Origin of the sequence: Micromonospora sp. NPDC048935 (genome assembly GCF_043197875.1) — a bacterium.
GTDB lineage: Bacteria > Actinomycetota > Actinomycetes > Mycobacteriales > Micromonosporaceae > Micromonospora.
Window position 1 is genome coordinate 237027 of record NZ_JBICTZ010000008.1, and the last position, 23589, is coordinate 260615.

Genomic DNA, 23589 nt, shown 5'->3' on the forward strand with positions numbered 1-23589 from the left:
GGCCCACCCGCCGACCGACTGCGCCGGTCTGCCGTGCCGCCCGGGGGTCCGGACGGGCTCGCTGTGCCGTACGGTCGGGCGGTGACCAGTCGACCCGCAGCCGGCGGAGGCCGGTGGGTCGAGGTCGACCCGGCCCGTGTCGGTCGCTGGGTCGAGGGCTTCGCCAACCGGCACGGCCCGCCCAGCACCAGCGCGCAGGAGTACGGCCTGCTGCTCGCCGCCCCGGACGGGGCAACCGCCGAGCTGTACACCCCACCGGGTGCGCCGGCCGGCGTGGATGTGGCCGGGTTCGTGGCCGCCGCCGTCATGCCCCGTCGGATCGGCCTGCTGCTGGCCCGCAAGGGTGCGGTGGCGATCGGGGTGGCCGAGGGCACCGACCTCGTCGTCTCCAAGGTGGACACGCGGTACGTGCAGGGGCGCACCGCCGCGGGGGGATGGTCACAACATCGGTTCGCCCGCCGACGCGACAACCAGGCGAAGGCCGCGCTGGGTGACGCGGCGGAGTTGGCCGTACGGCTGCTGTTGCCGGAGGCGGCGAAGCTCGCCGCGCTGGTGTGCGGCGGTGACCGGCGGGCGGTGGACGGGGTGCTGGCCGACCGGCGGTTGGCCCCGCTCGTGCCGTTGCGGGCCGAGCGGTTGCTCGACGTGCCGGAGCCCCGGCACGCGGTGCTGGTCGCGGCGGTGGGCGCGGCCCGTGCGGTGCGGATCCTGGTGCGCGACCCCGACTGACCCCGGTGTGGTCCGGCGGTGCCGGAGGATCGACGACCGGCGCGCGAAACGGGGTTTCCGGCGTGCCGCCCGGCTGGTGGCCGGAGGATGGGCGCGTGGAGTTTCTGGTTGACATGGTGACGACGGTGCCGCGGGGAACCTCGGAGGACGGGGTCGCCGACATGCGTGCGCGAGAGGCGGCGCGTTCGGCCGAGCTGACGGCGCAGGGCAGTCTCCTGCGGCTCTGGCGACCGCCGCTGGCGCCGGGGGAGTGGCGTACGTGGGGGCTGTTCCAGGCCGACGACGCCGATGAGCTGGAAACCGTGCTCGCGTCGATGCCGCTGCGCGCCTGGCGGCGCGAGACCGTGACGCCGTTGACGCCGCACCCGAACGACCCGGGTCAGCCGCCCCGCTGAGCCTGGCGAGGACTGGCCCGCCGTGGGGCAGTTCGACAGGCACGCGCCGGGGCACGTCTTTCAGCAGGGAGGTCATCATGTCCGAGACGCAGATTCTGCGTGCGGTCCTCGACCGGTGGAAGTCGGCGGTCGACGCCCACGAGCCCGATCGGGTCGCGGCGTGCTTCACGGACGACGCAATCTTCCAGGGGTTGCAGCCGTACACGGTCGGTCGTGCCGGCGTCGCCGCGTACTACGCCGGGCAGCCGCTCGGCCTGACCGCCGCGTACGACATCCGGGAGGTCCGCCGTCTCGCCGAGGACGTGCTGCTCGGCTACCTGGAGGTGGAGTTCGGCTTCACCGACCGTCCGGCCCTGAGCGTCAACCTCGGTGTGCTCCTGCGGCGGGTCGACCACGACTGGCTCATCGGCCACTACCAGGTTTCGCGGCTCGCCTGACCCCGCCCCGAACGGCGATCGTGGCAGACCCGCCGTGGGGCCTGCCACAATGCCGCGACGAGGTCAGAGCTGGTCGGTGGCGAAGGTGTCGCAGGTCTTCGGGTCACCGCGGTCGTAGCCCTGGGTGAACCAGCGCTTGCGCTGCTCGGACGTGCCGTGGGTGAACTGGTCCGGGTTGACCCGTCCGCCGGAGCGTTCCTGGATGCTGTCGTCGCCGATCGCCTCGGCCGTGTTGACGGCCTCACTGATGTCGGTCTCGGTGATCGACGTGAACAACGGCTCCTGACCGGTCCTGTCCTTGCTCTCGGTCGCGTGCTTGGCCCAGGCGCCGGCGTAGCAGTCGGCCTGCAACTCCAGCCGCACGGAGGCGGAGCGGGGGCCGCTCTGGTCGCCCTGGCCGGCCTTGGCGTTGGTGCCGAGCAGGTTCTGGATGTGGTGGCCGTACTCGTGCGCGAGCACGTAGGGCTGGGCGAACTCACCCTTGGCGCCGAATCGCGACGCCAGCTCGTCGTAGAAGCTCAGATCGATGTACACCTTCCGGTCGGCCGGGCAGTAGAACGGGCCGACGCCCGAGTCGGCCTGACCGCAGCCGGTGTTCACGGCGGCCTGGAAGAAGTTCGTGTTGGTCGGCTCGTACGTGCCGCTGCCCAGCTCCGGGTACGCCTTCTGCCAGTAGGCCTGGATGCTGTTGACGTAGAGCGCGTTGCGGCAGCGCAGGTCTTCGAGGTGCTCAGGGTTGCTGGTCGCGCACACCTCCTTCAGGTCGGTGCCGCCGGCCTGCCCGGTGTCGTCGCCGTTGGTCATGGCGTTGAGGCCGAAGCCACCGCCGAGCAGCGCGACGAGCACGGCCACCACGATGCCGATGATGCCGCCGCGGCCGCCGCCTCCGGGGATCGGGAAGCCGATGCCGCCGCCCGATCCGCCACCGCGGCCCACGTCGTTGACCTGCGAGGTGTCGATTTCGGCCCGCTCGTTGAGTTCCATGCTGACCCCGATCGCCGTATGTCGGTGAGTGTCGTCTGTGTGTCGTTTCGTCCCATGAGGTGCCGGACGGGGTCCGGACAGGCATTCGGTACCCGATGATCTTGATCGGTAATCCGGGCGGCCCGCCGGGGAGCGCCCGGTACACTTGTCCCCGTGCCGCGCTGCGAAGGCTGAACCGCCCCGCGCCGACGGGCCCCGCCCGCCGGCGCTTTCGCGTGCCCTGAGTCAGCCTTCCAGACCCCGAGAGCGAGTCCCACGAGATGATCACTGCCACCGGCCTGGAACTGCGTGCCGGTTCCCGGATCCTGCTGTCCGACACCACCCTGCGCGTGCAGCCGGGTGACCGGATCGGCCTGGTCGGTCGTAACGGCGCCGGCAAGACCACCACGCTGAAGGTGCTCGCTGGCGAGGGGCAGCCGTACGCCGGCCAGATCGACCAGCGCAGCGCCATCGGCTACCTCCCGCAGGACCCGCGCACCGGCGACCTGGAGGTGACCGGCCGGGATCGGGTGCTGTCCGCCCGCGGCCTGGACGTGCTGATGTCCCAGATGCAGGAGATCGAGGCCCGCCTCGCCGAGGACGCCAACGACAAGCTGGTCCGGCGCTACGGCGCGCTGGAGGACCAGTTCGCCGCGCTCGGCGGGTACGCCGCCGAGGCCGAGGCCGCCCGGATCTGCGCCAACCTCGGTCTGCCCGACCGGGCGCTGGCCCAGACCATCGGCACCCTCTCCGGCGGTCAACGCCGGCGCATCGAGCTGGCCCGGATCCTGTTCCGCGACGCGGGCGAGAACGGCGGCGGCATCCTGCTGCTCGACGAGCCGACCAACCACCTCGACGCCGACTCGATCACCTGGTTGCGCGGCTTCCTCGCCAACCACAAGGGCGGCCTGATCGTGATCTCCCACGACGGCGCGCTGCTGGAGTCGGTGGTCAACAAGGTCTGGTTCCTCGATGCCACCCGGTCCGTCGTCGACGTGTACAACCTGGGCTGGAAGGCGTACCTGGAGGCGCGCGAGACCGACGAGCGACGTCGCCGCCGGGAGCGGGCCAACGCGGAGAAGAAGGCCGGCGCGTTGATGGCGCAGGCCGACAAGATGCGGGCCAAGGCGACCAAGACCGTGGCCGCGCAGAACATGGCCCGCCGCGCCGAGAAACTGATCTCCGGCCTGGAGGAGGTGCGGGTCGCCGACCGGGTGGCCAAGGTGCGTTTCCCCAACCCCGCGCCGTGCGGCAAGACCCCGCTCACCGCGACCGGCCTGTCCAAGTCGTACGGCTCGCTGGAGATCTTCACCGACGTCAACGTCGCGGTGGACCGGGGTTCCCGGGTGGCCATCCTCGGGCTCAACGGCGCCGGCAAGACGACCCTGCTGCGGATGCTCGGCGGGCTGCTCACGCCGGACACCGGCGAGGTGCACGCGGGCCACGGCCTGCGGCTGGGCTACTACGCCCAGGAGCACGAGACGCTGGACGTGGAGCGGACCGTGTTGGAGAACATGCGCGCCGCGGCCGTCGAGCAGTCCGACACCGACCTGCGCAAGATCTTGGGCGCGTTCCTCTTCTCCGGTGACGACGTGAACAAGCCGGCCGGGGTGCTCTCCGGTGGCGAGAAGACCCGGCTGGCCCTGTCCACCCTGGTCTGTTCCGGCGCCAACGTGCTGCTGCTCGACGAACCGACGAACAACCTCGACCCGGTCAGCCGGGAGCAGGTGCTCGACGCCATCGCCAACTACCCGGGCGCGATCGTGCTGGTCACCCACGACCCGGGCGCGGTGCTGGCGCTCAAGCCGGACCGCGCGATCCTGCTGCCCGACGGCGACGAGGACGCGTGGAGCGACGACCTGCTCGAGTTGGTCGAGCTGGCCTGACCGGGCGGGCGGCTCAGCCGAGCAGGTCGACCAGCCGGCCGAGCACACCGGAGCTGCCCAGGATCACCACCCCGACACCGATGAAGATCGTCGGCACCAGCCAGGCACCGGCGCGCTCGACCAGTCGGACCACCCGGCGGTGCCCGCCCAGCCAGGCCCCGGCGGCGCACCAGAGCGCGATCAGCAGCACGAAGACCAGCAGGAACACCGCACTGTCGGCGACCGGAAGAGCCCGGAAGACGGGTACGTAGACGGCCACGTTGTCGGCGCCGTTGGCGATCGTCACGCCGGCCACGCCGAGCAGGCCGGTGACGACAGCCGGAGTCTCGTCGTCGTCGGACCCCAGCAGCGCGCGGACGCCAAGCGCGATCGGCAGCAACCCGAGCAGCCCTGTCCACGGGTCCGGCACCACCAGGAGGCCGGCCGCGATCACCGCGCTGGCCAGTGCGAGCGCGCCGATGCCGAGGTACTGGCCGGCGACGATCTGCCAGGGGCGGGGCCGGCCGGTGGTGCGGGCCGCGACGAAGAACAGGGTCAGGATGACGATGTCGTCGATGTCGGTGGCGGCGAAGACCACGGCGGCTCCGGCCGCGGTGCCCAGCAGGTCGATCACGACCGAAGATTACGGGTCGCCGGCAGCCGCCAGCATCCGGCGGTGTGTACGCCCAGACGCCGCCCGAGGTCGATTGCCAGGATCACTCTATCGGGAAGCTGACATTGCATAGCGTGTCGGTTGGCGAAGAGTTGATATCTGGCGCATGATCGTTCGAGGCGGTCTAATAGGTGGGACCGTATCCGAACCGCACAGTCTGGGACGTGAGGACACAGCATGGCAGCCACTGGCACAGCCACCAGCACTGAGAAGGGTCGCCGGATCGTCGGAGCCGAGCGTCAGACGCTCGCCAAGGACCTGGTAAAGCGGTACACGTCGGGGGAGAGCATCCGCGCGTTGGCGGCCTCGACCGGCCGTTCCTACGGGTTCATCCACCGAGTGCTCACCGAGTCAGGGGTGCAGCTGCGTCAGCGCGGCGGTGCCCGACGCCGCAAGAAGGCGTGACCCGCCTCCCCGCGTCGTCGACAAGCGCGACGCCCCGGACCGCCCGGTGACCACCGAGGCGACCGGGGTTCGGTTGACCTGCGACGGGCCGGTTGCCACGGTGACGTTGTGCCGGCCCGACGTGCTCAATGCCCAGACACCCGCGATGTGGCGGGCGATGAGCGACTTCTCCCGCGATCTGCCCGGCGACGTGCGGGTGGTGGTGGTCCGGGGCGAGGGGCGTGCGTTCTCCGCCGGCCTCGACCTCGCGGTGGCTGGCGCTTCCGGCCCCGGCTCCTTCGCGGAGCTGGCCACGCTGCCCGAGCAGGAGTGCGCCGAGCGCATCGCGGACTTCCAGGCGGGCTTCACCTGGCTGCACCGCCCGGACGTCATCTCCGTCGCGGCCGTGCAGGGGCACGCGATAGGCGCCGGCTTCCAGCTCGCGCTCGCCTGCGATCTGCGCGTGTTGGCAGAGGATGCGAAAATGTCGATGGCTGAGGTGACCCTCGGCCTGGTGCCCGACCTGGCCGGCACGAAGCGCCTCGTGGAGCTGGTCGGCTACGCGCGGGCCCTGGAGATCTGCGCGACCGGCCGCCGGTTGGACGCCGCCGAGGCGGACCGGATCGGGCTGGCGACCCTGGTGGTGCCACCAGCCGAGCTGGACGGCGCGGTCCGCGACCTCACCGCCGGGCTGCTCGCCGGTGCCCGCGACGCGGTCGTGGAGATCAAGGCGCTGCTGGCGGGCGCGGCGGGGCGGTCGCACGCCGACCAACAGCGCGCCGAGCGGGAGGCACAGACCCGCCGACTGCGCGACCTGGCCGGCCAGGGAGAATAGGTAAGGACCGGACGGGAAGATCCGGGTTACGACCGAGGTTGTCACAGTCGTCGGGAGAATTGACCTGACGGTGCAGTCCGCCCGACGACCCGGAGGTGAGCGATGTCCAACCCGATGTCCGGCGGTGGCATGGCCGGGTGGAGCATGCTCCGGGCGATGCGCAACAGCGACGAGGTCTCCACGCACCGGCTCAAGCGCGGGGTCGCCCGACGGATCGTGGCCTTCGCCCAGCCCTACCGGCGTGACATCGTCGTCTTCCTGTTCACCGTGGTCCTGGCCGCCATCATCGGCGTGGCCACACCGGTGCTCGCCGGCGACGTCATCAACGCGATCAACCGGGGCGGCACCGAGGCCGGCCGACTCGTGGTGCGGCTGGCCCTGTTCATCGCCGGGCTGGCGGTCGCCGACGCCCTGCTCTCGCTCGCCCAACGGTGGTATTCGGCCCGCATCGGCGAGGGCATCATCTACAACCTGCGCACCCGCGTCTACGACCACGTGCAGCGGATGCCGTTGCAGTTCTTCACGCGTACCCAGACCGGTGCCCTGGTCAGCAGGCTCAACAACGACGTGCTGGGTGCCCAGCGGGCGTTCACCTCGACGTTGTCCGGCGTGGTCAGCAACGTCATCCAGCTGGTGCTCACCGCGGCGGTGATGTTCACCCTCTCCTGGCAGATCACCGCGCTCTCGCTGGTGCTGTTGCCGATCTTCATCATCCCGGCCCGCCGGGTGGGTCGGCGGCTGGCCGACATCACGCGCGAGTCGTACAACCTCGACGCCAAGATGAACGCCACCATGACCGAACGGTTCGGGGTGGCCGGCGCGCTGCTGGTGAAGCTCTTCGGTCAGCCCGAGATCGAGGCCCGCCGGTTCGCCGGCCGGGCCGAGCGGGTGCGTGACATCGGCATCCAGTCCGCGATGTACTCTCGCACGTTCTTCGTGGCGATGTTGCTGGTCGCCTCACTGGCGCAGGCGCTCACCTACGGCCTCGGCGGCTGGCTCGCGGTGACCGGCGGTGTCAGCGCGGGCACCGTCGTGACGCTCGCGCTGCTGCTCACCCGCCTGTACGGTCCGCTCACCGCGCTCTCCAACGTCCGGGTGGACGTGATGAGCGCGCTTGTCTCGTTCGACCGGGTCTTCGAGGTGCTCGACCTCCAGCCGGGCATCGTGGAGAAGCCCGACGCGGTGGTGGTGCCCCGGGGCGCCGGCCGGGTCGACTTCCGGGACGTGCGGTTCCGCTACCCGAGTGCCGCCGAGATCTCCCTCGCCTCCCTGGAGGAGGTCGCCACCCTGGACCGCACCGTCAACGAGCCGGTGCTCAAGGGGGTCTCGTTCAGCGTGGAGCCGGGGCAGATGGTCGCGCTCGTCGGCCCGTCCGGCGCCGGCAAGTCGACGCTGTCGATGCTCATCTCCCGGATCTACGACGTCACCGACGGGCAGGTGCTGGTCGGCGGGGTGGACGTGCGGGACGCGACGCTCGCCTCCCTGCGCGACGAGATCGGGGTGGTCACGCAGGACTCGCACCTGTTCCACGAGACGATCGCCGAGAACCTGCGGTACGCCAAGCCGGACGCCACCGACGACGAGATCTGGGCGGCGCTCGCCGGCGCGCAGGTCGCCGACCTCGTCCGGTCGCTGCCCGACGGGCTGGACACCACAGTGGGGGAGCGCGGCTACCGCTTCTCCGGTGGCGAGAAGCAACGCATCGCGATTGCCCGGCTGCTGCTCAAGGCCCCGTCGATCGTGATCCTCGACGAGGCGACCGCACACCTGGATTCGGAGAGCGAGGCGGCGGTGCAGCGGGCGCTGTCGGTGGCGCTGGCCGGGCGTACCGCGCTGGTGATCGCGCACCGGCTCTCCACAGTCCGCGACGCCGACCAGATCCTGGTCCTCGACGGCGGTCGGATCGTCGAGCGGGGCCGGCACGAGGAGTTGGTCGCGGTCGGCGGGCTCTACGCCGAGCTGTACCGCACCCAGTTCGCGGTCGCCGACTCGCCCACCCCGTTCGTCGACGCGACCGGCCCCGAGCCGGTGGTCATGCCACTGGGCACGTACCGCGCCGACGAGGTGCTGCCGCCCGCCGCCGCCAACTGACGTTCGGCGACCGGGCCGTCCCCACCGGGCCTGTTCGGCTCAGTCGGCCACGAAGGCAGCGATGATGCTGGCGAACGGCGTGCAGGCGAACACACCGTACGCGGCGGCGAGAGCGGTGGAGGCGACGCACCACCGGTACCGGGATGCCGAGCAGCGGCGGCGCGTCGCCACCAGCACACCGACCCCGATCACCGCGAGCAGGATGCCGGGCACCGGCCCGAGCAGGGTGAGGTAGAGACCCGGCACGCCGAGCAGCCAGCCCGGCAGGATGAAGGTCCAGGTCGGCGGGTACGGCCGGGGGGACCACAGGTAGGGAACGACGGCCGCGGCGAGGTAGGCCGCCACCGCGTACACCTGGAGGCCGACGAGAGTTCGGATCGGCCCGGTGGACGCCTCGGTGGGGGTCTCGACTGCCGAACCCTGGGCCGTGCCGGCTGACAGATCCGTCATTGTCACTCCACTGTGGCGGCATCGCGGTCTGCGCTGAGGGTAGGTGCGCCCCGTGCCGCGCGACCAGCTCGTCGCCGACCGCTGGTCAGAATGCCGCCCCGTGCAGCTCGGCGAAGGCCAGGCCCAGGGTGACCGGGGTGAAGTGCGCGTTCAGGCCGCTCGGGTTGGGCAGCACCCACAGGCGGGCGCCGGCCAGCGACTCCGGCTGCGGCCCGAAGGCGGCCTTCGGCCGTTGAAAACCGATCCGGTACGCGGTCACCCCCACCACCGCCACCCAGCGCGGCCGGTACCGGGCCACCTTGTCGGTCAGGATCGCCGCGCCGTCGAGAAGTTCATCGGTGCTCAGCTCGTCCGCGCGGGCGCTGGCCCGGGCGGCCATGTTGGTGATGCCGAGCCCGAGCGCGGGCAACTCGCCCTGTTCGCTCGGGTGCAGCAGGCGGGGGGTGAAACCGCCCCGGTGCAGGGCGGGCCAGAACCTGTTGCCGGGCCGGGCGAAGTGCCAGCCCGTCGCGGCCGACCAGAGGCCCGGGTTGATGCCGACGAAGAGCACCGCCAACCCCGGCGCGAGCACGTCGGGAATGGTCCGATCGGCGGCCGCCGCCAGCTCCGCCCGGGTGGGTCGGGCTGGCTCTGCCCGGGTGGGTCGGGCGGTGCGGGGCGCTGCTGGCTCTGCCCGGCGGTTGATCGACTCGGGTTCCTGAAAGTCGGGGTGTCCTGGTCGCGTCGACCGCCCGGTTTCCTTGAAGCCGAGTCGATCAACGGCCGGGTGGTCCGGCTTGGCCTTCTCGGGCGACGTCGCGGCGGGGGTCCCGTCGGGGGTCGCGGCAGGGGCAGGTCGCGCCCGGTCGGCTGTCACAGCCCGCGCAGCGCGCCGCCGTCGACCGGCAGGGTGATGCCGGTGAGGTAGCTCGCGGCGGGGGAGAGCACGAACGCGGCCACCCGGCCGAACTCGGCCGGGTCGCCGATGCGGCGCAGCGGGATGGTGGCCTCCGCCTCGGCGCGGGCCCGTTCCGGATCGCCGGTCGCCCCGAAGAGCTCCCGGTTGCGATCGGTCATGATCCGGCCGGGCAACAGGCCGACCACCCGTACGCCGCGCGGGCCGAAGTCGTCGGCGATGTCCTTCGCGGCCCCGACCAGCCCGGGCCGCAGGCCGTTGGAGATGCCGAGGCCGGGCACCGGACCTCGGGCCGAGGTGGAGAGCACAAGCCCGATCGCACCGCCCTCGGGCAGCGCGGCGGCGATCGTGCGGACCGCACGGATCGTGCCCAGGAAAACGGTCTCGAAGGAGAGCCGCCACTGCTCGTCGCTGATCGCGGCGGCGTTGCCCGCCGGTGGCCCGCCGACCGAGATCAGCGCGCCGTCGAGCCGGCCGAAGTGCTCCCGGGCGGCGGCGACGAGCTGCTCCGGGGTCGCCGGGTCGGCCAGGTCGGCGGTCAGCCCGACGGCATGCTCGGGACCGCCGAGCTGCTGCGCGGCGGCGGCCACCGCGTCCGGGTCGCGTGCCGAGAGCACCACCCGCGCCCCGTCGGCGACGAGGCTCTGCGCGGTCGCGTAACCCAGACCGCGGGAGGCACCGGTGAGGACGTACACGCGGTCGGTCAGTCCGAGATCCATAACTCCGATCCTGCCGCATCCGGTACGGCGTCGCCAGCAAGGGTGGACACCCGCGGGGCGGGGCGCAGCAGGCGTACCCGGCCGGCGATCTGCACCGCCACGGCGCCGCCGGCGCGGCCCACCGCCGGCAACCGGCGCGGACGCGGCGTGCCACGCCCGTCGTAGCGCAGGCGCGCCTCCCGGACGGCCAGCTCCTCGGCGGCAGCCGGGGGCAGCGCATCCTGTTCGCGCAACGTCCGGGCCAGGTCCCAACCGTCGCGCAGTGATCCGGCGGTGGGTCGTCGGGCGGCCCAGTCGGCGAAGGTGGTCGACCACCCGGCACCGAGGCCGGCGGCGAGCAGCGGCCAGTGCCGGGCCACCTCGCCGGCCCGCTTGCGCAGCAGGGCCGCGCGGGTGGCGGCCAGCGGGCCCGGTGCGAACCCCGCCGGTGGCTCACCACCGGCGACAAGCGCCGCGACCAGTTCGGCCTGCCGTTCGGCGAGCCCCACGCGGGGCGTGGGCGCGCGGTCAGGTGTGCCGGTCATGTCACGGCCGGAAAGCCCGCCACGGCGGCCAGGGTGTCCAGTTCGGCCCGCAGCTCGGCGGCCGGCGGGTAGTGGCCGTCGCGTTCCAGCAGCAGCGCCGGCGGTCGTTGCCGCGCGCAGAGCGCGCCGACCAGCTCCAGCACCGCCGCCGGCACCGGGTCGGTGTGGGTGTCGTGGTAGAGACCGGCGTGCTCCGCGCCCCCGGCCACGTGGGCGTACGCGACCCGCTCCAGCGGCAGACGGTCCAGCAACGCCAGCGGGTCGCCGCCGCGGTTGCGGGCGTTGGCGTGCACGTTGGCCACGTCCAGCAGCAGCAGCGCCCCGGTCCGGTCGAGGATCTCGGTGAGGAAGTCCGCCTCGTCCAACTCGTCGTCGGGCCAGTCGACAAGCGCGGCGATCGGTTCCAGCGCGATCGGCACCGGAAGCTCGGCCTGTGCCCGCGCCACGTTGGCGCAGACCGCGTCGACGGCCTCCCGGCTGCGCGGCAGCGGCAGCAGGTGCCCGGCCTCCAGGCCGCCCGCCCGGACGAACGCGATGTGCTCGCTGACCAGCGGCGCGTCCAGGCGCTGTGCCACCGCGGCCAGGTGGGCGACCCGGGCCGGGTCGACCGGCTCGGCGCCGCCGAGGGAGAGCCGCACCCCGTGCGGTACGACAGTCACCGCGCGTTCCCGTAGCTGCGTCAGGCCGGGTGGGAGCGGCCCGGTGGCGGGCACTCCCTCGGCCACCACCTCGACGAAGCGCAGCCCCGGCAGCTCGGCCACGAAGCCGGCGATCTCCGGTCGCCAGCCGATACCGACACCGGACGGGCCGGTCATCCGCCGCACCCCCCGCCGCCGCCGCAGCCGCCGCCACCACCGCCGCCACCGCAGGAGCCGCCGCCGCCACAGGAGCTGCCGCCACCGGACGATCCGTCGGAGCCACCCGTCCAACCGCCGCTACTGGAGATGGCCTGGCGCTGGATCTCGGCCTGCTCGGCGAAGCCCGGGTCGAGCGCCCAGAGCGAGGCGGTACCGAACAGGGCCACGCCCATCGCGGCGCCGGCCGCACCGTAGGTGGCGTACGCCGGCGCGGAGGCCGGCGACAGGTGGGTGTGCTGGCGGCGGATGTCGCGCAGCGCGGCCTGCCCGGCTCGGGTGCGCCTGGGCGCCCGGGCCACCAGCAGCGTCGCGACCAGCAGCCCGGCCAGGGTGAGGAGCAGGTAACCCACCGGACGGCCGTTGCCTAGGCCAAAGAGCAGCCGGAGTACGCCGAGGCCCAGCAGGGTCAGCAGGGCCGTCCGCCAGAGCCTGGCCCGCTGGCGCTGAGTGTCGTTCGCCAGCAACCCACGCTGTTCCAGGCCGTTGCGGAGCTGGTCGAGCGCGGTGCGTACACGCTGGTCCTGGGGCAGGTCGCGGACCCGCGCGTGTTGGTGGGCGGCCCAGTGGATTGCCTGGTCCAGGGGGGTGAGCCCGGACGGCGCGGCACCCACGGTGGTCAGCCGGCGGTCCGGGCGCACGGCGATCGCGCCGCTGCCCCGCAGCCCCCCGAGTGCGGCGTGCACGGCGAGCTGGGGCCCACCGTTGAGGTACGCGACCTGCTGCGGCCCGAGTGGATCGAGCGTGTGGTGCCCCGGGGCGGTCAGCAGGCGGACCCGGTAGTAGGCCGCGATCGCGACCACCACGACGGCCGTCGCGATGTAGTACCGGAGGAAGGTCGGGCCGGGGATGCCCCAGGTGTCGCTCGCGTGGACGATCATCGACTGCTCCTGTCACCGGAGGGATCGGCGGCCCCATTGTGGGGCAGCCTCGCCACGGTCGAGTGACCGGTGTCCCCGCGCGGTCAGCGGCGGCGGACCGCCTCCTCGACGAGGTCGAGCACCGGGCCCAGGTCACCGGCGGGCCGGCCCATCGCCAGGTGCAGCACCAGGCCGTCGTAGGCCAGCTCCAGGAACTGGGCCAGCACGTCGATCGGAACGTCCTCGCGCAGCACCCCGGCGTCACGCTGGCGGGCCAACCGGTCGCGGGTCGCCTCGGCGATCGCGGCGGACCGCTCGGCCCAGCGCTTGGCGAACGCGGGGTCGGTGCGCAGCCGGCGGGAGACCTCCAGTTGGCTGCCCAGCCAGCCGGTGGTGTCGGGGGAGACGGCGCGGGCGAGCAGGTCGCGCATCACCTGCACCAGACCGTTTCGGGCCACCGTCTCGACCATGGCCGCCGCGTCGTCCTCGGCGACGGCCAGGAAGAGCGAGTCCTTGTCGCGGAAGTGGTGGAAGATCGCGCCGCGGGACAGGCCGGTGGCCTCTTCGAGGCGGCGTACTGTCGCCCCCTCGTAGCCGAGCCGGGCGAAACACGCCCGCGCGGCGGCGAGGATCTCCTGCCGGCGCGCGTCGAGCTGGTCCTGGCTTACTCTGGGCACGCGTCGATCGTCGCAGGTCACCCACGGGGCACGCAAACCGTACGTACGGCTTGGTATGTCGCCGACTACCATCGCCCGGTGACCCCGCCCCACACCGTGCCCACCGCTCCGCTGACCGTGGCCACCGTCCAGGCCACGCCCACGCCGGGTGACGTCGCCGGAAACGCGGTCGCCGCCGCGCATCTGGTTCGCCGAGCCGGTGAGCTGGGCGCCCGGGTGGCCGTCCTGCCGGAGTTGTTCCTCTGCGCGTACCACCCGCCGACCCTCGCCGCCGACCCGGCCGGCACGGACGTCGCGGCCGATCCGGCCGGTGACGTCGCGGATCCCCGGCTCGACCCGCTGCGCGTCGCGGCGCGCGAGGCCGGCGTCACCGCGCTTGTCGGTGCCGCCGCCCGACACCCGGACCGACGGCGGACCATCGCCGCGCTGATGGTCGACCGGGCCGGCGCGGTCCGGGTCGGCTACGACAAGCAGCAGTTGTGGGGCAGCGAGCGCGACCTGTTCAGCGCCGGGGACCGGGGTGCCACGCTACTCGTCGACGACTGGCGGCTCGGGCTCGGCATCTGCTACGACGGCTGTTTCCCCGAACACGGCCGGGCCGCCGCCCTCGACGGCGCACACGGTTACCTGTGTCCCAGCGGATACCTGACCGGCTCCGAGCACCGCCGGGACCTCTACTACGCGGCGCGAGCCCTCGACAACACGATGTTCGTGGTCTTCGCCAACGCGGTCGGCGGCGTCGACCCGTGGCGGTTCAACGGCGGCGCCGCGATCTACGACCCACAGGGACGGGCGCTGGCCCGGGGCGCCGACGAGGGCACGGCGGTGCTGGTGGCGACGCTGGACCCGGCCGAGTTGGCGGCCACCCGATCGGCCCATTCGATGCTCGCCGATCGACTCGCGGACCAGGGCGGCCCCCGGTCGTCGATGTCCGGCTGAGCACATCGTCAGGTAGGTACCCGCTGCATCTGTTGGCGGACACATCGGTCCCGTAGGGTGCCCGAGTGCCACTGCTCCTGCTGGACCTGGACAACACCCTGCTGGATCGGGCCGGGCCGTTCCGCCGCTGGGGTGAACGCTTCCTGGACGGCATCGGCGCGCCCCCCACCGACATCGACTGGCTGATCTCGATTGACGCCGACGGTCTGACCGACCGTTGGGACCTCGCCGACGCCATCCGGGACCGCTACGAGCTGCGCATCCCCTCGATCGACCTGGTGGAGGACCTGCACGACGGGGTGGTGGAGCAGACCCGGCTCGACCCGCTGACCGCCTGCGCGCTGCGGATCGCCGACGACGCCGGCTGGGTGCCGGTGGTGGTCTGCAACGGCACGCTCCGCGTCGACGACGCCAAGATTCGCCGGACCGGCCTGGACCGCTACGTCGCCGACTGGGTGATCTCCGAGGAGGCCGGGGTCAGCAAGCCCAACCCGCGGATCTTCGCGCTCGCCGCCCAGCGGGTACGGATGCCGTTGCGCGGTGCTTGGGTGGTCGGCGACAGCCCGGAGGCCGACATCGGCGGCGCCGCCGCGGTCGGGCTGCCCAGCGTCTGGCTACACCGGGGTCGCACCTGGTCGGACGTCCGGTTCGCGCCCAGCCGCACCGTGGACGGGCTGATCGCCGCGGTCGCCACCATCCTCGCCCACTAACACCCGCGCGCCCGCCCCGGCGCGCCCGCCCCTGCCGCAAGATCCGCGCAAGATCCTTGATGGTGCTGCCTCGGGACGCTTCGAGACGGCAAGATCCCTGATGGTGCTGCCTCGGGACGCTTCGAGACGCGGTAATTCGGTTGACCGGTCGACGCGATGAGCCGAGCATTGTCGGCGCATGGTGCACCCCGGGCGTGTGTCCGGTCGAGGGAAAAGGAGGTCGGTCATGGCCGTCTTCTCAGGTCGCTTCCAGCCGCCTTTCTCAGCCTCGACCAAGGGAACCTCACCACAGTGCGCGATCATGACCTTCCGGCGCTGGAGCGCCGGAGCCGCGGCAAGAGCCGCTTCGACGACGACGAACCGCAGTTTCTGAAGCGCGGGCGGCACACCGAGCCGCCCGCAGACCCGGACAGCGACCCTGACCCGGCCACCGGCGAACGCTGGTCGTCCTGGGACGACGCCGTCCACGGACCCGAGCCGCACCCCGACTGGCTCGTCACCGAGTTGGCCGCCAAGGACGCCGAGTTGGGTGTGCTGAAGACCGGCAAGGAGGCGGACGTCCACCTGGTCCGCCGGGCCGTGCCCGACACCGACCGGTCCTGCCTGCTGGCGGTCAAGCGTTACCGCGACCCCGAGCACCGGCTGTTCCATCGCGATGCCGGCTACCTGGAGGGTCGCCGGGTGCGCCGCTCCCGGGAGAACCGGGCCATGGCCGGCCGGACGGCGTTCGGCCGGCAGATGATCGCCGGGCAGTGGGCGGCCGCCGAGTTCGCCGCCCTGGCCCGGCTCTGGGAGATCAGCGCCGGGAACGACCGGATCGCCGTGCCGTACCCCGTGCAACTGCGGGGCACCGAGCTGATGCTGGAGTTCGTCGGTGACGCCGAGTCGGGGCAGGCGGCACCCCGACTGGCCCAGCTGCGACCCGGTCTGGTCGAGCTGCGCGACCTGTGGGCCCAGCTGGTGGAGGCACTGCGGGTGCTGGCGCGGGCCGGCTACGCCCACGGCGACCTGTCGCCGTACAACCTGCTCGTACACCGGGGTCGACTGGTGGTGATCGACCTGCCGCAGGTGGTCGACGTGGTGGCGAACCCGCAGGGGCCGGAGTTCCTGGCCCGTGACGTGCGGGTGGTCGGTGCCTGGTTCGCGGCCCGGGGTCTCCCCGCCGAGCAGACCGACCCCGCCGCCTTGACCAGCGAGTTGTTGCGCGAGGCGGGCCTGCGCTGATCGGCGCGGGTCGGGCGGCGCGGACCGCCCGACCCGCCACGGTTACTGTAGGTAGCGCTCCACCTCGGGCTTGGGTCGCTCGCCCTGTGCGTCCGGGTCGCCGTGGGTGTCCCGGGCGGCCCGTCTGCGGCGCAGGAGGTCCCAGCACTGGTCGAGGGACTCCTCCAGGGCGCGCAGCCGCTCGCTGGTCTCGCCCTCGGTGCCCGACTCGTGGGCCTGGGCATCCGCCCGCAGCCGGTGTTCCTCATCGACCAGTTCGGTGATCCGGTTCAGGATGGTCTTGTCGTCCATGACAAGAGCCTGGCACAGGGTGCCGGGCATCGCCCGGATTCGGTCGTTCCGCCGGCTCGGCGCGTGGGCGCGGGTGGGGCGGGGCCGAGCCGACGATTCCCCGGGCGGACCCGACAAGTGAAGAGCGAGTGACGTTCGTCACTATCGAAGATCACCCCTTTTGACCGAGGACCCCGACCACCGTCACCTGCGACATCCGTCGCGGGCCCGCAATTCGGCGCTCCGATTCTCCGGTGACGCAATCCTTGCGCATGAAAATTTCACGTAGTGCGCCTAGATGAAGTCGGTTGCGCGGTGGCATGCTCCACGAATACCTAACTCCGCATAGTCGTTCCGCGACACCGAGTATCCACAAGGGAGTGTCAGTTCCCGTGGTAGCACCTCACACCGTGCCGGTTCAGCCACGACGGGCGGGCTCGGTCCCGCTGCGCCACGTGGTGCCCAACCTGTTCCGTGATCCGGCCCGCACCCTGGTCGAGATGGGCGAACGGTCACAGGGCGAGGTGGTGAAGCTCAGCCTCGGTGCGTTCCGGCCCTACCTGGTCACCCGGCCGGAGCACCTGCAACGGGTTCTGCGCGAGAAACCCGACAACTACGTCCGCGCCGGTGACGGTCTGCAGTGGCGCCCGCTGAAGCGGTTGTTTGGCGACGGCATCCTCAGCGACGGCGAATACTGGAAGAACAGCCGCCACGTGCTCCAGCCGCTGTTCACCGCCCGGCGGGTCGACTCACTGGTGGACCGGCTGGCCGAGGCGATCGAGGATGCCGTCGACGAGCTTGACGAGCCGGCCCGCACCGGTCAGCCCGTCGACATGGGCACCGTCCAGGCCCAGATCGTCTGCTCGGCGATCATGCGGGTCTTCTTCGCCGACAAGATCTCGGTGCCGCAGGCCATGCGCATCATGCAGGCGCAGGACGCGATCGCCTGGTCGGTGATGCCGCGGCTGATGGTGCCGTGGGCGCCGCTGGCCATGCCGATGCCCGGCGACCGGGCCTTCCGCAGTGCCGTCCAGGTCATCGACGACACGCTGCTCCCGATCGTGCGCGCGGCCCGGGAGACGGCCGAGACCGATGGCGACGACATCATCTCCACGTTGTGGCGGGGGCGCACGGAGGCCGGCGGGCGGCTCGACGAGCGGCAGGTCCGCGACGACACCGTCTCCATGGTCGCCACCACCACCGAGACCACGATCAGCGTCCTGACCTGGCTCTGGCCGCACATCGCCCAGGACGAGCAGATCGCCGAGCGACTGTACGAGGAGATCGATCGGGTGGTCGGTGACGCGCCGGTCCGGCGTGAGCACCTGCGCGAGCTGCGCTACACCCGGCAGGTGCTCGACGAGTTGCTGCGGCTCTACCCGATCGGCTGGCTCTTCCCGCGGCGTGCGGTGGAGGCCGACGTGATCGGCGGCGTCCGGATCGAGGCCGGCGCGACGCTCGTGGTCAGCCCGCTGATCACCCACCGGATGTCCGCCTTCTGGGACCGGCCCGACGTGTTCGACCCCGACCGCTTCGACCCCGAGCAGGTCCGGCACCGGCACCGGTACGCGCACTTCCCCTTCGGCGGCGGCCCGCACCAGTGCATCGGCATGCACCTGTTCTACCTGGAGGCGATGCTGATCGTGGCCACCGTGCTGAGCCGGTTCCGCTTCAGCCTGCAACGGCAGGCCGTGCCCGGCATCAAGGTGGCAGCCGCGCTGCGTCCCCTTGAGCGGGTCGAGGTGACCCTGCGACCGGTACGGAGCGTCTCCGCATGACCGCGGAGCTCGCGTCGCCGCCGACAGTCGGTGGCGACCAGATGGCGCTGGCCGCGGAGCAGGGCCGGATCTGCGCACTCGCCGCGAAGGGCCAACGTGACCTGGCCGAGCGTGCCGCCGCGTACCCCGATCTCTTCCCGGCGCGACCGTTCGACCCGGCGCTGTTCGGCAACGTCGCGATGGCCATCGCGTTCGGGGCGCCCTGGTGTGACCTCGACCAGTTGCGCGTCACGAACCGGGCCGTGTTGTGGGGCTTCGCGGTCGACTGGCTCGTCGACCACGAGGCGCGCAGCCGGGACGAGATCGACAGGTTGACGGCGGGCTGCCTCGCGGTGGCCGAGGGCGGGGCACCGGCCGAAGGCGACTCCCTCGGCCGCTTCCTCGCCGAGCTGCGCGACGAACTGGCCGCCGTGCCGGCGTACGCGACCCACGGGGCGGTGTGGCGCACCGAGTTGCGGACGATGTTCGACGCCATGGCGCGGGAGTGGGACTGGAAGCAGGCCGCCGACACCGGCGTGCTGCCCACCCTCGACGAGTATCTGGCCAACGCGGCGAACCTCGCCTGCACGGTGGTCAACGTCGCGCACTGGATCCACTCCGACGATCCCGCGACACTGGCCCACCTCGACGCGCTCGTGGTGGCCAGTGACCAGGTGCAACGGATCATCCGGTTGGTCAACGACCTGGCCAGCTACGAACGCGACAAGCGGTGGGGTGACCTCAACGCGTTGATGGTGGTGCCGGAGCGGGCCGACGTCGAGCGCCGGATCACCGACCTGGTGGCGTACGCCCGCGAACTGCTCGACCCACTACACGCCACCTGCCCGGTGCCGGCCAACTACCTCGCCCGGCAGATCGGCTTCAGCACGGGCTTCTACGGGTCGACCGATTTCTGGGGTGTGTCGTGACCACCGCACCAGCCGCCGGTGCCCGGGGCGAGTCGGCGGTGGCCGCGTCGGCCCGGGAGCTACTCGCCGCCCTGGTGCTCGAGCCGGCGGGCCGGGTCGGCCCGTCGGTGTACGAGACCGGCCGGGTCGTCGCCGACGCACCGTGGCTCACCGGTCATGATCGACGGCTGCGGTATCTGCTCGACGCCCAGCGTGCCGACGGCGGTTGGGGCGGTGCCGACGGCTACGCCGTGGTGCCGACGGTGAGCGCGGTGGAGGCCCTGCTCGGAACGCTGCGCGGCACCGAGGACACCGTCCCGGACCCACTGGCCGCCGCGGCTGTCCGCGGGTTGGAGGTGCTCGCCGACCGGCTGGGCAGAGGCACCCCGCTCCCGGACACACCGGCGGCCGACCTCATCGTTCCGGCCCTGGTGGAGCGGATCAACGACCACCTCGCGTTCTTCGCCACCCGCGACGATCGGAGGTTCGCCGACGGGCTCCGTGCCCTGCCCGGCGTGGACCGCCGACGGCTCGACGCGGTACGCGCGCTGGTGGGCAGCGGCCGTCCGGTGCCGCAGAAACTGGTGCACGCCTTCGAGGTGCTCGGGCCGCTCGCGCGTCGGCACGGCGGCGTGGCCCCGGTCGCCGGGGCCATCGGTGCGTCGCCGGCCGCCACCGCGGCCTGGATCGGCGACCCGGCGACACCCGGCGCCGACCCGGAGGCGCTGGCCTACCTGCGCGACGCTGTCGGCCCTCTCGACGGGCCGGTGCCCTGCTGTACGCCGATCACCGTGTTCGAGCGGGCCTGGGCGCTGAGCAACCTGGCGCGAGCGGGAGTGCCGGTCCGACCCGCCCCGAAGCTTGTCGCCGAGTTGTCCGCCGCGCTCGGCCCGCAGGGCACCCAGACCGGGCCGGGGCTACCCGCCGACGCGGACACCACCTCGGTCACGCTCTACGCGCTCGCCCGCTCCGGTCACCCGGTGGACCCGGCGAGCCTGCTGCGGTTCGACCTCGGCACCCACTTCTGCACCTGGCAGGGGGAGGACGGCCGGTCGGTCACCACCAACGCGCACGTGCTGGAGGCACTCGGCTGGCACGCCCGGCACACGTCGGCCGGTGCGAGCCGCTACGCCGACCGGGTGGCCGCGCTGGCCGGGTGGCTGGGCGACGAACAACAACCCGACGGCTCCTGGGCCGACCGCTGGCACGCGTCGCCGTACTACGCCACCTCCTGCGTCGTGGCGGCCCTGGACCGGTACGCCCCGGCCGACATCGCCGGATCGGCGGTGGACCGGGCCGTGGACTGGTTGGTCGCCACCCAACGGGCCGACGGGGCCTGGGGGCGCTGGGCGGGCACCGCGGAGGAGACGGCGTACGCCCTGCACGTGCTGCTCGGGGTGCGTCGAGCGGCGCGCCCGGGGGTGCCGGAGGCGATCGGCCGTGGGCTGCGTCATCTGACCGAAGTGGACGATGGTGCCGAGCACCCTCCACTGTGGCATGACAAGGATCTCTACGCCCCCGTGCTGATCATCCGTGCGGCCGTCCTCGCCGCCCGGCAGTTGGCGATGACCAGGTCCGACCTGGTGAGCAACCCGGGCCCGGTCGCCGCGGCGCGCCCGTACGGTGGTCACATGATCGGCAGCGCTTGAGCATTAGCCCCGGACGCTGCTAGCGTGCGCCGGGGTCGATGCGTGCATGACGCACTCCTGACTGAACAATCACACAGGCCGCGCCAGGGACGGTGTAATGGGTTCCCGCAGTACGAATCTGCGTACCAAGGTTGTCGCTCTTCTCGTCTCGCTTGTCGCGCTCTGGGGCTTCACGGCCTGGGTCACCATCCGGGACGGGGTCAACCTGCTCGGTGTGCAGACGCTGGACACCAAGGTCTTCGATCCCACCGAGCCGCTGCTGTTGCAGTTGCAGTCGGAGCGTCGGGCGTCGCTGACCTACCTGGGCCAGCCCGACGAGGCGCAGCGCGCGGCGCTTGCCCAACTGCGGCAGCGCACCGACGAGTTGGCCGAGACGTTCACCAGGTCCACGGAGGACTGGCAGGTCGGCACGCTGGGCAGTGACGCCCTCGACCAACGGATCAAGGCTCTCATCACCGGTCTGGACGAGCTGAACAAGACCCGCACGGCTGTCGACGACCGGAGCATCGACCGGGCCGGGGCCATCGCGACCTTCACCGGTGTGATCGAGTCGATCTACCGGGTGTACGACGTGCTCGGCAATCTCGACGACGACCAGGTCGCCGAGGACACCTCCGCGCTGATCGGCCTCAACCGGTCTCGGGAGCTGCTGTCCCAGGAGGACGCGCTGCTGGCCGGTGTGCTGGCCGCCGGGCGGATCACCGCGGCCGAGCGGGCGGAGTTCACCCGGATCGTCGGTGCCCGGCAGTTCGCCGCCTCCTCGGCGCTGGTCCGGCTCCCCGCCAGCGACCAGGGTCGCTACCAGGCGATGTCGACGGGCCCCACCTTCACCCGGCTGACCGTCCTGGAAACCCAGGTCATGCAGGGCGCCGGTGCCGGGCGCCCGCCGCTCACCGCCACGGAGTGGGGTGACACGACCGGCCCGGCGCTGACCGAGATCCGTGCGGTCGTGCTGGCCGGCGGTGACGGCGTCGTCGACCGCGCCACCCCGGTCGCCGTCGGTGTCGTCGTCCGGCTGGCGCTGGCCACCGGCCTCGGTCTGCTCGCCGTCATCGCGTCGATCATCGTGTCCATCACCACCGCCCGCGCCCTGGTGCGGCAACTGGAACGGCTGCGCGGGGCGGCCTTCCGCCTCGCCAACGAGCGGCTGCCCGGCGTGGTCGAGCGGCTCGGTCGCGGCGAAGAGGTCGACGTGGCCACCGAGGCACCACCCCTGGAGTTCGGCACCGACGAGATCGGCCAGGTCGGCAAGGCCTTCAACGCGGTCCAGGAGACCGCGATCCGCACCGCCGTCGAGCAGGCCGAGCTGCGGCGTAACGTCCGCGAGGTCTTCCTCAGCCTGGCTCGGCGTACGCAGGCGTTGGTGCACCGCCAGCTCACCCTGCTCGACGCGATGGAACGGCGCGAGCACGACGCGGAAGAGCTTGAGGACCTGTTCCGGGTCGACCACCTGGCCACCCGGATGCGGCGCAACGCGGAAAACCTGATCGTGCTCTCCGGCTCCACGCCGGGTCGGGCGTGGCGGCGCAGCGTCCCGATGGTCGACGTGGTGCGTGGTGCGGTCGCCGAGGTGGAGGACTACACCCGCGTCAACGTGCTGCCACTCGGGCCGGTCTCCCTCGCCGGCCGCGCGGTCGGCGACATCATCCACCTGCTCGCCGAGCTGATCGAGAACGGCCTGTCGTTCTCGCCGCCACACACCACGGTCGAGGTTCGCGGCCAGTTGGTGGCCAACGGGTTCGCCCTGGAGATTGAGGACCGGGGCCTCGGCATGAGCGAGGAGGACCTGGCCGCCGCGAACCACCGCATCGTCGACCAGTCCGAGCTGAACCTCGCCAACGCCGCCCGGCTGGGGCTCTACGTGGTGAGCCGACTGACCGAACGGCACGGCGTACGGGTCCGGCTCAAGGAATCCGCGTACGGCGGCACCACGGCTGTCGTGCTCATCCCGCGGGAGTTGGTCGCCGAGACCGGCGCGGGCGCGGAGGACTCCGGCGAGATGCGGCCCGGTTCCCCGGCCATCGCACTGCCCCCGGCGGCGAGCGGCACTCCCGCTCTCGACGCGGACAGCGGCGGCCGACCGGCCATCCTCGCGCCGGTCGCGCTGGCCACCGCACCACACGTACCGGGCTCGGCGGCAGCGGGCACGCCGGAACCGGTGGACCAGACCGACCCGCTGGCCGCGGACAGCACCGCGACACCGCAGGGGGAGGGGAGCGTCGTGGAGGCCGGTCTACCCACCCGACAGCGGACGACGCCGGCGACCGAGACACCGGAGTTGCCGATCCGTGCCCGACGGGGCCCGGGGCAGCCCGCCCTGGAAGCCCCCACGGTGCCCACCGGCCTGCCCGCCGTTGATGCTTCCCGGCGGGCGGACAGCGCCGTCGAACCCGCTGTCAACCGTTCGCAGCGGGCGGACAGTGTCGTCGAGCCCGCTCTCGGCGGCGGGCCGGTGCCCGCCGGGGCCGAGAGGGACCGCACCCACTCGGGCCTGCCGGTCCGGGTTCGGCAGGCGAACATCGTCCCCGAGTTGCGCGACGACCCGGCGGCCAGCGAGACCGACGACGACGACGTGATACGTCCGCCGGAGCAGGTGCGTCGCATGATGAGCTCGTACCAGACCGGCACCCGGCGAGGCCGGACCGACGCGGCGAGACTGCTCGGCGGCGTGTCCGATGCCCCGCCGGCGGGAACGTCCGAGCCTACCGACGAGCACCCCACCGCTACCTGACCGACCGCCGCGGACGCGGTTTCCGCACGAAGTGACGGTCAGCCCGAGAC

At 72.4% G+C, this 23589-nt stretch carries 24 protein-coding genes; 14 read left to right on the top strand and 10 right to left on the bottom strand.

Annotated features, from left to right (window positions below; translation table 11 throughout):
* The first annotated feature begins 81 nt into the window (after nt 1–81).
* From ACGFIW_RS22855 to ACGFIW_RS22865, 3 genes are all read left to right on the top strand, one after another.
* A complete protein-coding gene (locus ACGFIW_RS22855; protein ID WP_393319438.1) occupies nt 82–729 on the top strand; it encodes an acVLRF1 family peptidyl-tRNA hydrolase in 648 nt (215 codons plus the stop codon).
* A gap of 95 nt (nt 730–824) precedes the next feature.
* On the top strand, nt 825–1124 hold the full coding sequence (locus ACGFIW_RS22860) for a muconolactone Delta-isomerase family protein (RefSeq protein WP_393319034.1): 300 nt from the start codon (nt 825–827) through the stop codon (nt 1122–1124).
* A 77-nt stretch (nt 1125–1201) separates the two neighbouring features.
* On the top strand, nt 1202–1561 hold the full coding sequence (locus ACGFIW_RS22865) for a YybH family protein (RefSeq protein WP_393319037.1): 360 nt from the start codon (nt 1202–1204) through the stop codon (nt 1559–1561).
* A gap of 63 nt (nt 1562–1624) precedes the next feature.
* Here ACGFIW_RS22865 and ACGFIW_RS22870 read toward each other — a convergent pair whose 3' ends face one another.
* The gene (locus ACGFIW_RS22870; protein WP_393319039.1) at nt 1625–2545 is read right to left on the bottom strand and encodes a neutral zinc metallopeptidase; all 921 of its coding nucleotides are present in this window, start codon (nt 2543–2545) and stop codon (nt 1625–1627) included.
* Between the two features lie 260 nt (nt 2546–2805).
* Between ACGFIW_RS22870 and ACGFIW_RS22875 the strand changes: the two genes are divergently transcribed.
* Nucleotides 2806–4410, top strand: coding sequence for an ABC-F family ATP-binding cassette domain-containing protein (locus ACGFIW_RS22875; protein WP_393319042.1), 1605 nt, complete (start codon nt 2806–2808; stop codon nt 4408–4410).
* A gap of 13 nt (nt 4411–4423) precedes the next feature.
* Here the strand turns inward: ACGFIW_RS22875 and ACGFIW_RS22880 are convergent, their stop codons facing one another.
* The gene (locus ACGFIW_RS22880; protein WP_393319045.1) at nt 4424–5023 is read right to left on the bottom strand and encodes a cadmium resistance transporter; all 600 of its coding nucleotides are present in this window, start codon (nt 5021–5023) and stop codon (nt 4424–4426) included.
* Between the two features lie 216 nt (nt 5024–5239).
* Here ACGFIW_RS22880 and ACGFIW_RS22885 point away from each other — a divergent pair, with 216 nt between their 5' ends.
* The 3 genes from ACGFIW_RS22885 to ACGFIW_RS22895 all read left to right on the top strand — a co-directional run bounded on the left by ACGFIW_RS22885 (nt 5240) and on the right by ACGFIW_RS22895 (nt 8372).
* Nucleotides 5240–5467 carry a helix-turn-helix domain-containing protein gene (locus ACGFIW_RS22885; RefSeq protein ID WP_007462679.1) on the top strand — a complete coding sequence of 76 codons (228 nt, stop codon included), beginning with the start codon at nt 5240–5242 and terminating at the stop codon, nt 5465–5467.
* Nucleotides 5468–5513: 46 nt separating this feature from the next.
* Entirely contained in the window at nt 5514–6281 is a 768-nt protein-coding gene (locus ACGFIW_RS22890) for an enoyl-CoA hydratase/isomerase family protein (protein WP_393319048.1), read from the top strand.
* Between the two features lie 114 nt (nt 6282–6395).
* Entirely contained in the window at nt 6396–8372 is a 1977-nt protein-coding gene (locus ACGFIW_RS22895; RefSeq protein ID WP_393319441.1) for an ABC transporter ATP-binding protein, read from the top strand.
* A gap of 39 nt (nt 8373–8411) precedes the next feature.
* Here ACGFIW_RS22895 and ACGFIW_RS22900 read toward each other — a convergent pair whose 3' ends face one another.
* The 7 genes from ACGFIW_RS22900 to ACGFIW_RS22930 all read right to left on the bottom strand — a co-directional run bounded on the left by ACGFIW_RS22900 (nt 8412) and on the right by ACGFIW_RS22930 (nt 13351).
* Entirely contained in the window at nt 8412–8822 is a 411-nt protein-coding gene (locus tag ACGFIW_RS22900) for a hypothetical protein (RefSeq protein WP_393319051.1), read from the bottom strand.
* Nucleotides 8823–8907: 85 nt separating this feature from the next.
* Nucleotides 8908–9507 (bottom strand): G/U mismatch-specific DNA glycosylase, encoded by a 600-nt coding sequence (mug, locus tag ACGFIW_RS22905; RefSeq protein WP_393319444.1) that lies wholly within the window; start codon nt 9505–9507, stop codon nt 8908–8910.
* 167 nt (nt 9508–9674) lie between these two features.
* Nucleotides 9675–10436 carry an SDR family oxidoreductase gene (locus ACGFIW_RS22910; RefSeq protein WP_393319054.1) on the bottom strand — a complete coding sequence of 254 codons (762 nt, stop codon included), beginning with the start codon at nt 10434–10436 and terminating at the stop codon, nt 9675–9677.
* On the bottom strand, nt 10421–10960 hold the full coding sequence (locus tag ACGFIW_RS22915; RefSeq protein ID WP_393319057.1) for a hypothetical protein: 540 nt from the start codon (nt 10958–10960) through the stop codon (nt 10421–10423). The genes ACGFIW_RS22910 and ACGFIW_RS22915 overlap by 16 nt, the downstream gene beginning before the upstream one ends.
* Nucleotides 10957–11775, bottom strand: coding sequence for a DUF692 domain-containing protein (locus ACGFIW_RS22920; RefSeq protein ID WP_393319059.1), 819 nt, complete (start codon nt 11773–11775; stop codon nt 10957–10959). Before ACGFIW_RS22920 ends, ACGFIW_RS22915 begins: the two co-directional genes overlap by 4 nt.
* Nucleotides 11772–12695, bottom strand: coding sequence for a TIGR04222 domain-containing membrane protein (locus ACGFIW_RS22925; protein ID WP_393319062.1), 924 nt, complete (start codon nt 12693–12695; stop codon nt 11772–11774). The genes ACGFIW_RS22920 and ACGFIW_RS22925 overlap by 4 nt, the downstream gene beginning before the upstream one ends.
* A gap of 83 nt (nt 12696–12778) precedes the next feature.
* Complete coding sequence (locus ACGFIW_RS22930; protein ID WP_234591495.1) at nt 12779–13351, bottom strand: TetR/AcrR family transcriptional regulator; 573 nt, start codon at nt 13349–13351, stop codon at nt 12779–12781.
* Between the two features lie 78 nt (nt 13352–13429).
* Here ACGFIW_RS22930 and ACGFIW_RS22935 point away from each other — a divergent pair, with 78 nt between their 5' ends.
* The 3 genes from ACGFIW_RS22935 to ACGFIW_RS22945 all read left to right on the top strand — a co-directional run bounded on the left by ACGFIW_RS22935 (nt 13430) and on the right by ACGFIW_RS22945 (nt 16224).
* Nucleotides 13430–14290, top strand: coding sequence for a carbon-nitrogen hydrolase family protein (locus tag ACGFIW_RS22935; protein ID WP_393319065.1), 861 nt, complete (start codon nt 13430–13432; stop codon nt 14288–14290).
* Between the two features lie 65 nt (nt 14291–14355).
* Nucleotides 14356–15000, top strand: coding sequence for an HAD family hydrolase (locus ACGFIW_RS22940; RefSeq protein WP_393319068.1), 645 nt, complete (start codon nt 14356–14358; stop codon nt 14998–15000).
* A 291-nt stretch (nt 15001–15291) separates the two neighbouring features.
* Nucleotides 15292–16224, top strand: a complete 933-nt coding sequence (locus ACGFIW_RS22945; RefSeq protein ID WP_393319071.1) for an RIO1 family regulatory kinase/ATPase — start codon at nt 15292–15294, stop codon at nt 16222–16224.
* Nucleotides 16225–16266: 42 nt separating this feature from the next.
* On the opposite strand, the gene ACGFIW_RS22950 is transcribed toward ACGFIW_RS22945, so the two are convergent.
* Nucleotides 16267–16515, bottom strand: a complete 249-nt coding sequence (locus ACGFIW_RS22950; protein ID WP_393319074.1) for a DUF2630 family protein — start codon at nt 16513–16515, stop codon at nt 16267–16269.
* A gap of 479 nt (nt 16516–16994) precedes the next feature.
* On the opposite strand from ACGFIW_RS22950, the gene ACGFIW_RS22955 reads away from it, so the two are divergent.
* From ACGFIW_RS22955 to ACGFIW_RS22970, 4 genes are all read left to right on the top strand, one after another.
* Entirely contained in the window at nt 16995–18272 is a 1278-nt protein-coding gene (locus ACGFIW_RS22955; protein ID WP_357558021.1) for a cytochrome P450, read from the top strand.
* A complete protein-coding gene (locus ACGFIW_RS22960; RefSeq protein WP_393319077.1) occupies nt 18269–19180 on the top strand; it encodes a terpene synthase family protein in 912 nt (303 codons plus the stop codon). Before ACGFIW_RS22955 ends, ACGFIW_RS22960 begins: the two co-directional genes overlap by 4 nt.
* Nucleotides 19177–20808 (top strand): prenyltransferase/squalene oxidase repeat-containing protein, encoded by a 1632-nt coding sequence (locus ACGFIW_RS22965; RefSeq protein ID WP_393319079.1) that lies wholly within the window; start codon nt 19177–19179, stop codon nt 20806–20808. The genes ACGFIW_RS22960 and ACGFIW_RS22965 overlap by 4 nt, the downstream gene beginning before the upstream one ends.
* Nucleotides 20809–20905: 97 nt before the next feature.
* Nucleotides 20906–23539 (top strand): nitrate- and nitrite sensing domain-containing protein, encoded by a 2634-nt coding sequence (locus ACGFIW_RS22970; RefSeq protein WP_393319082.1) that lies wholly within the window; start codon nt 20906–20908, stop codon nt 23537–23539.
* The last annotated feature ends 50 nt before the right edge of the window (nt 23540–23589 follow it).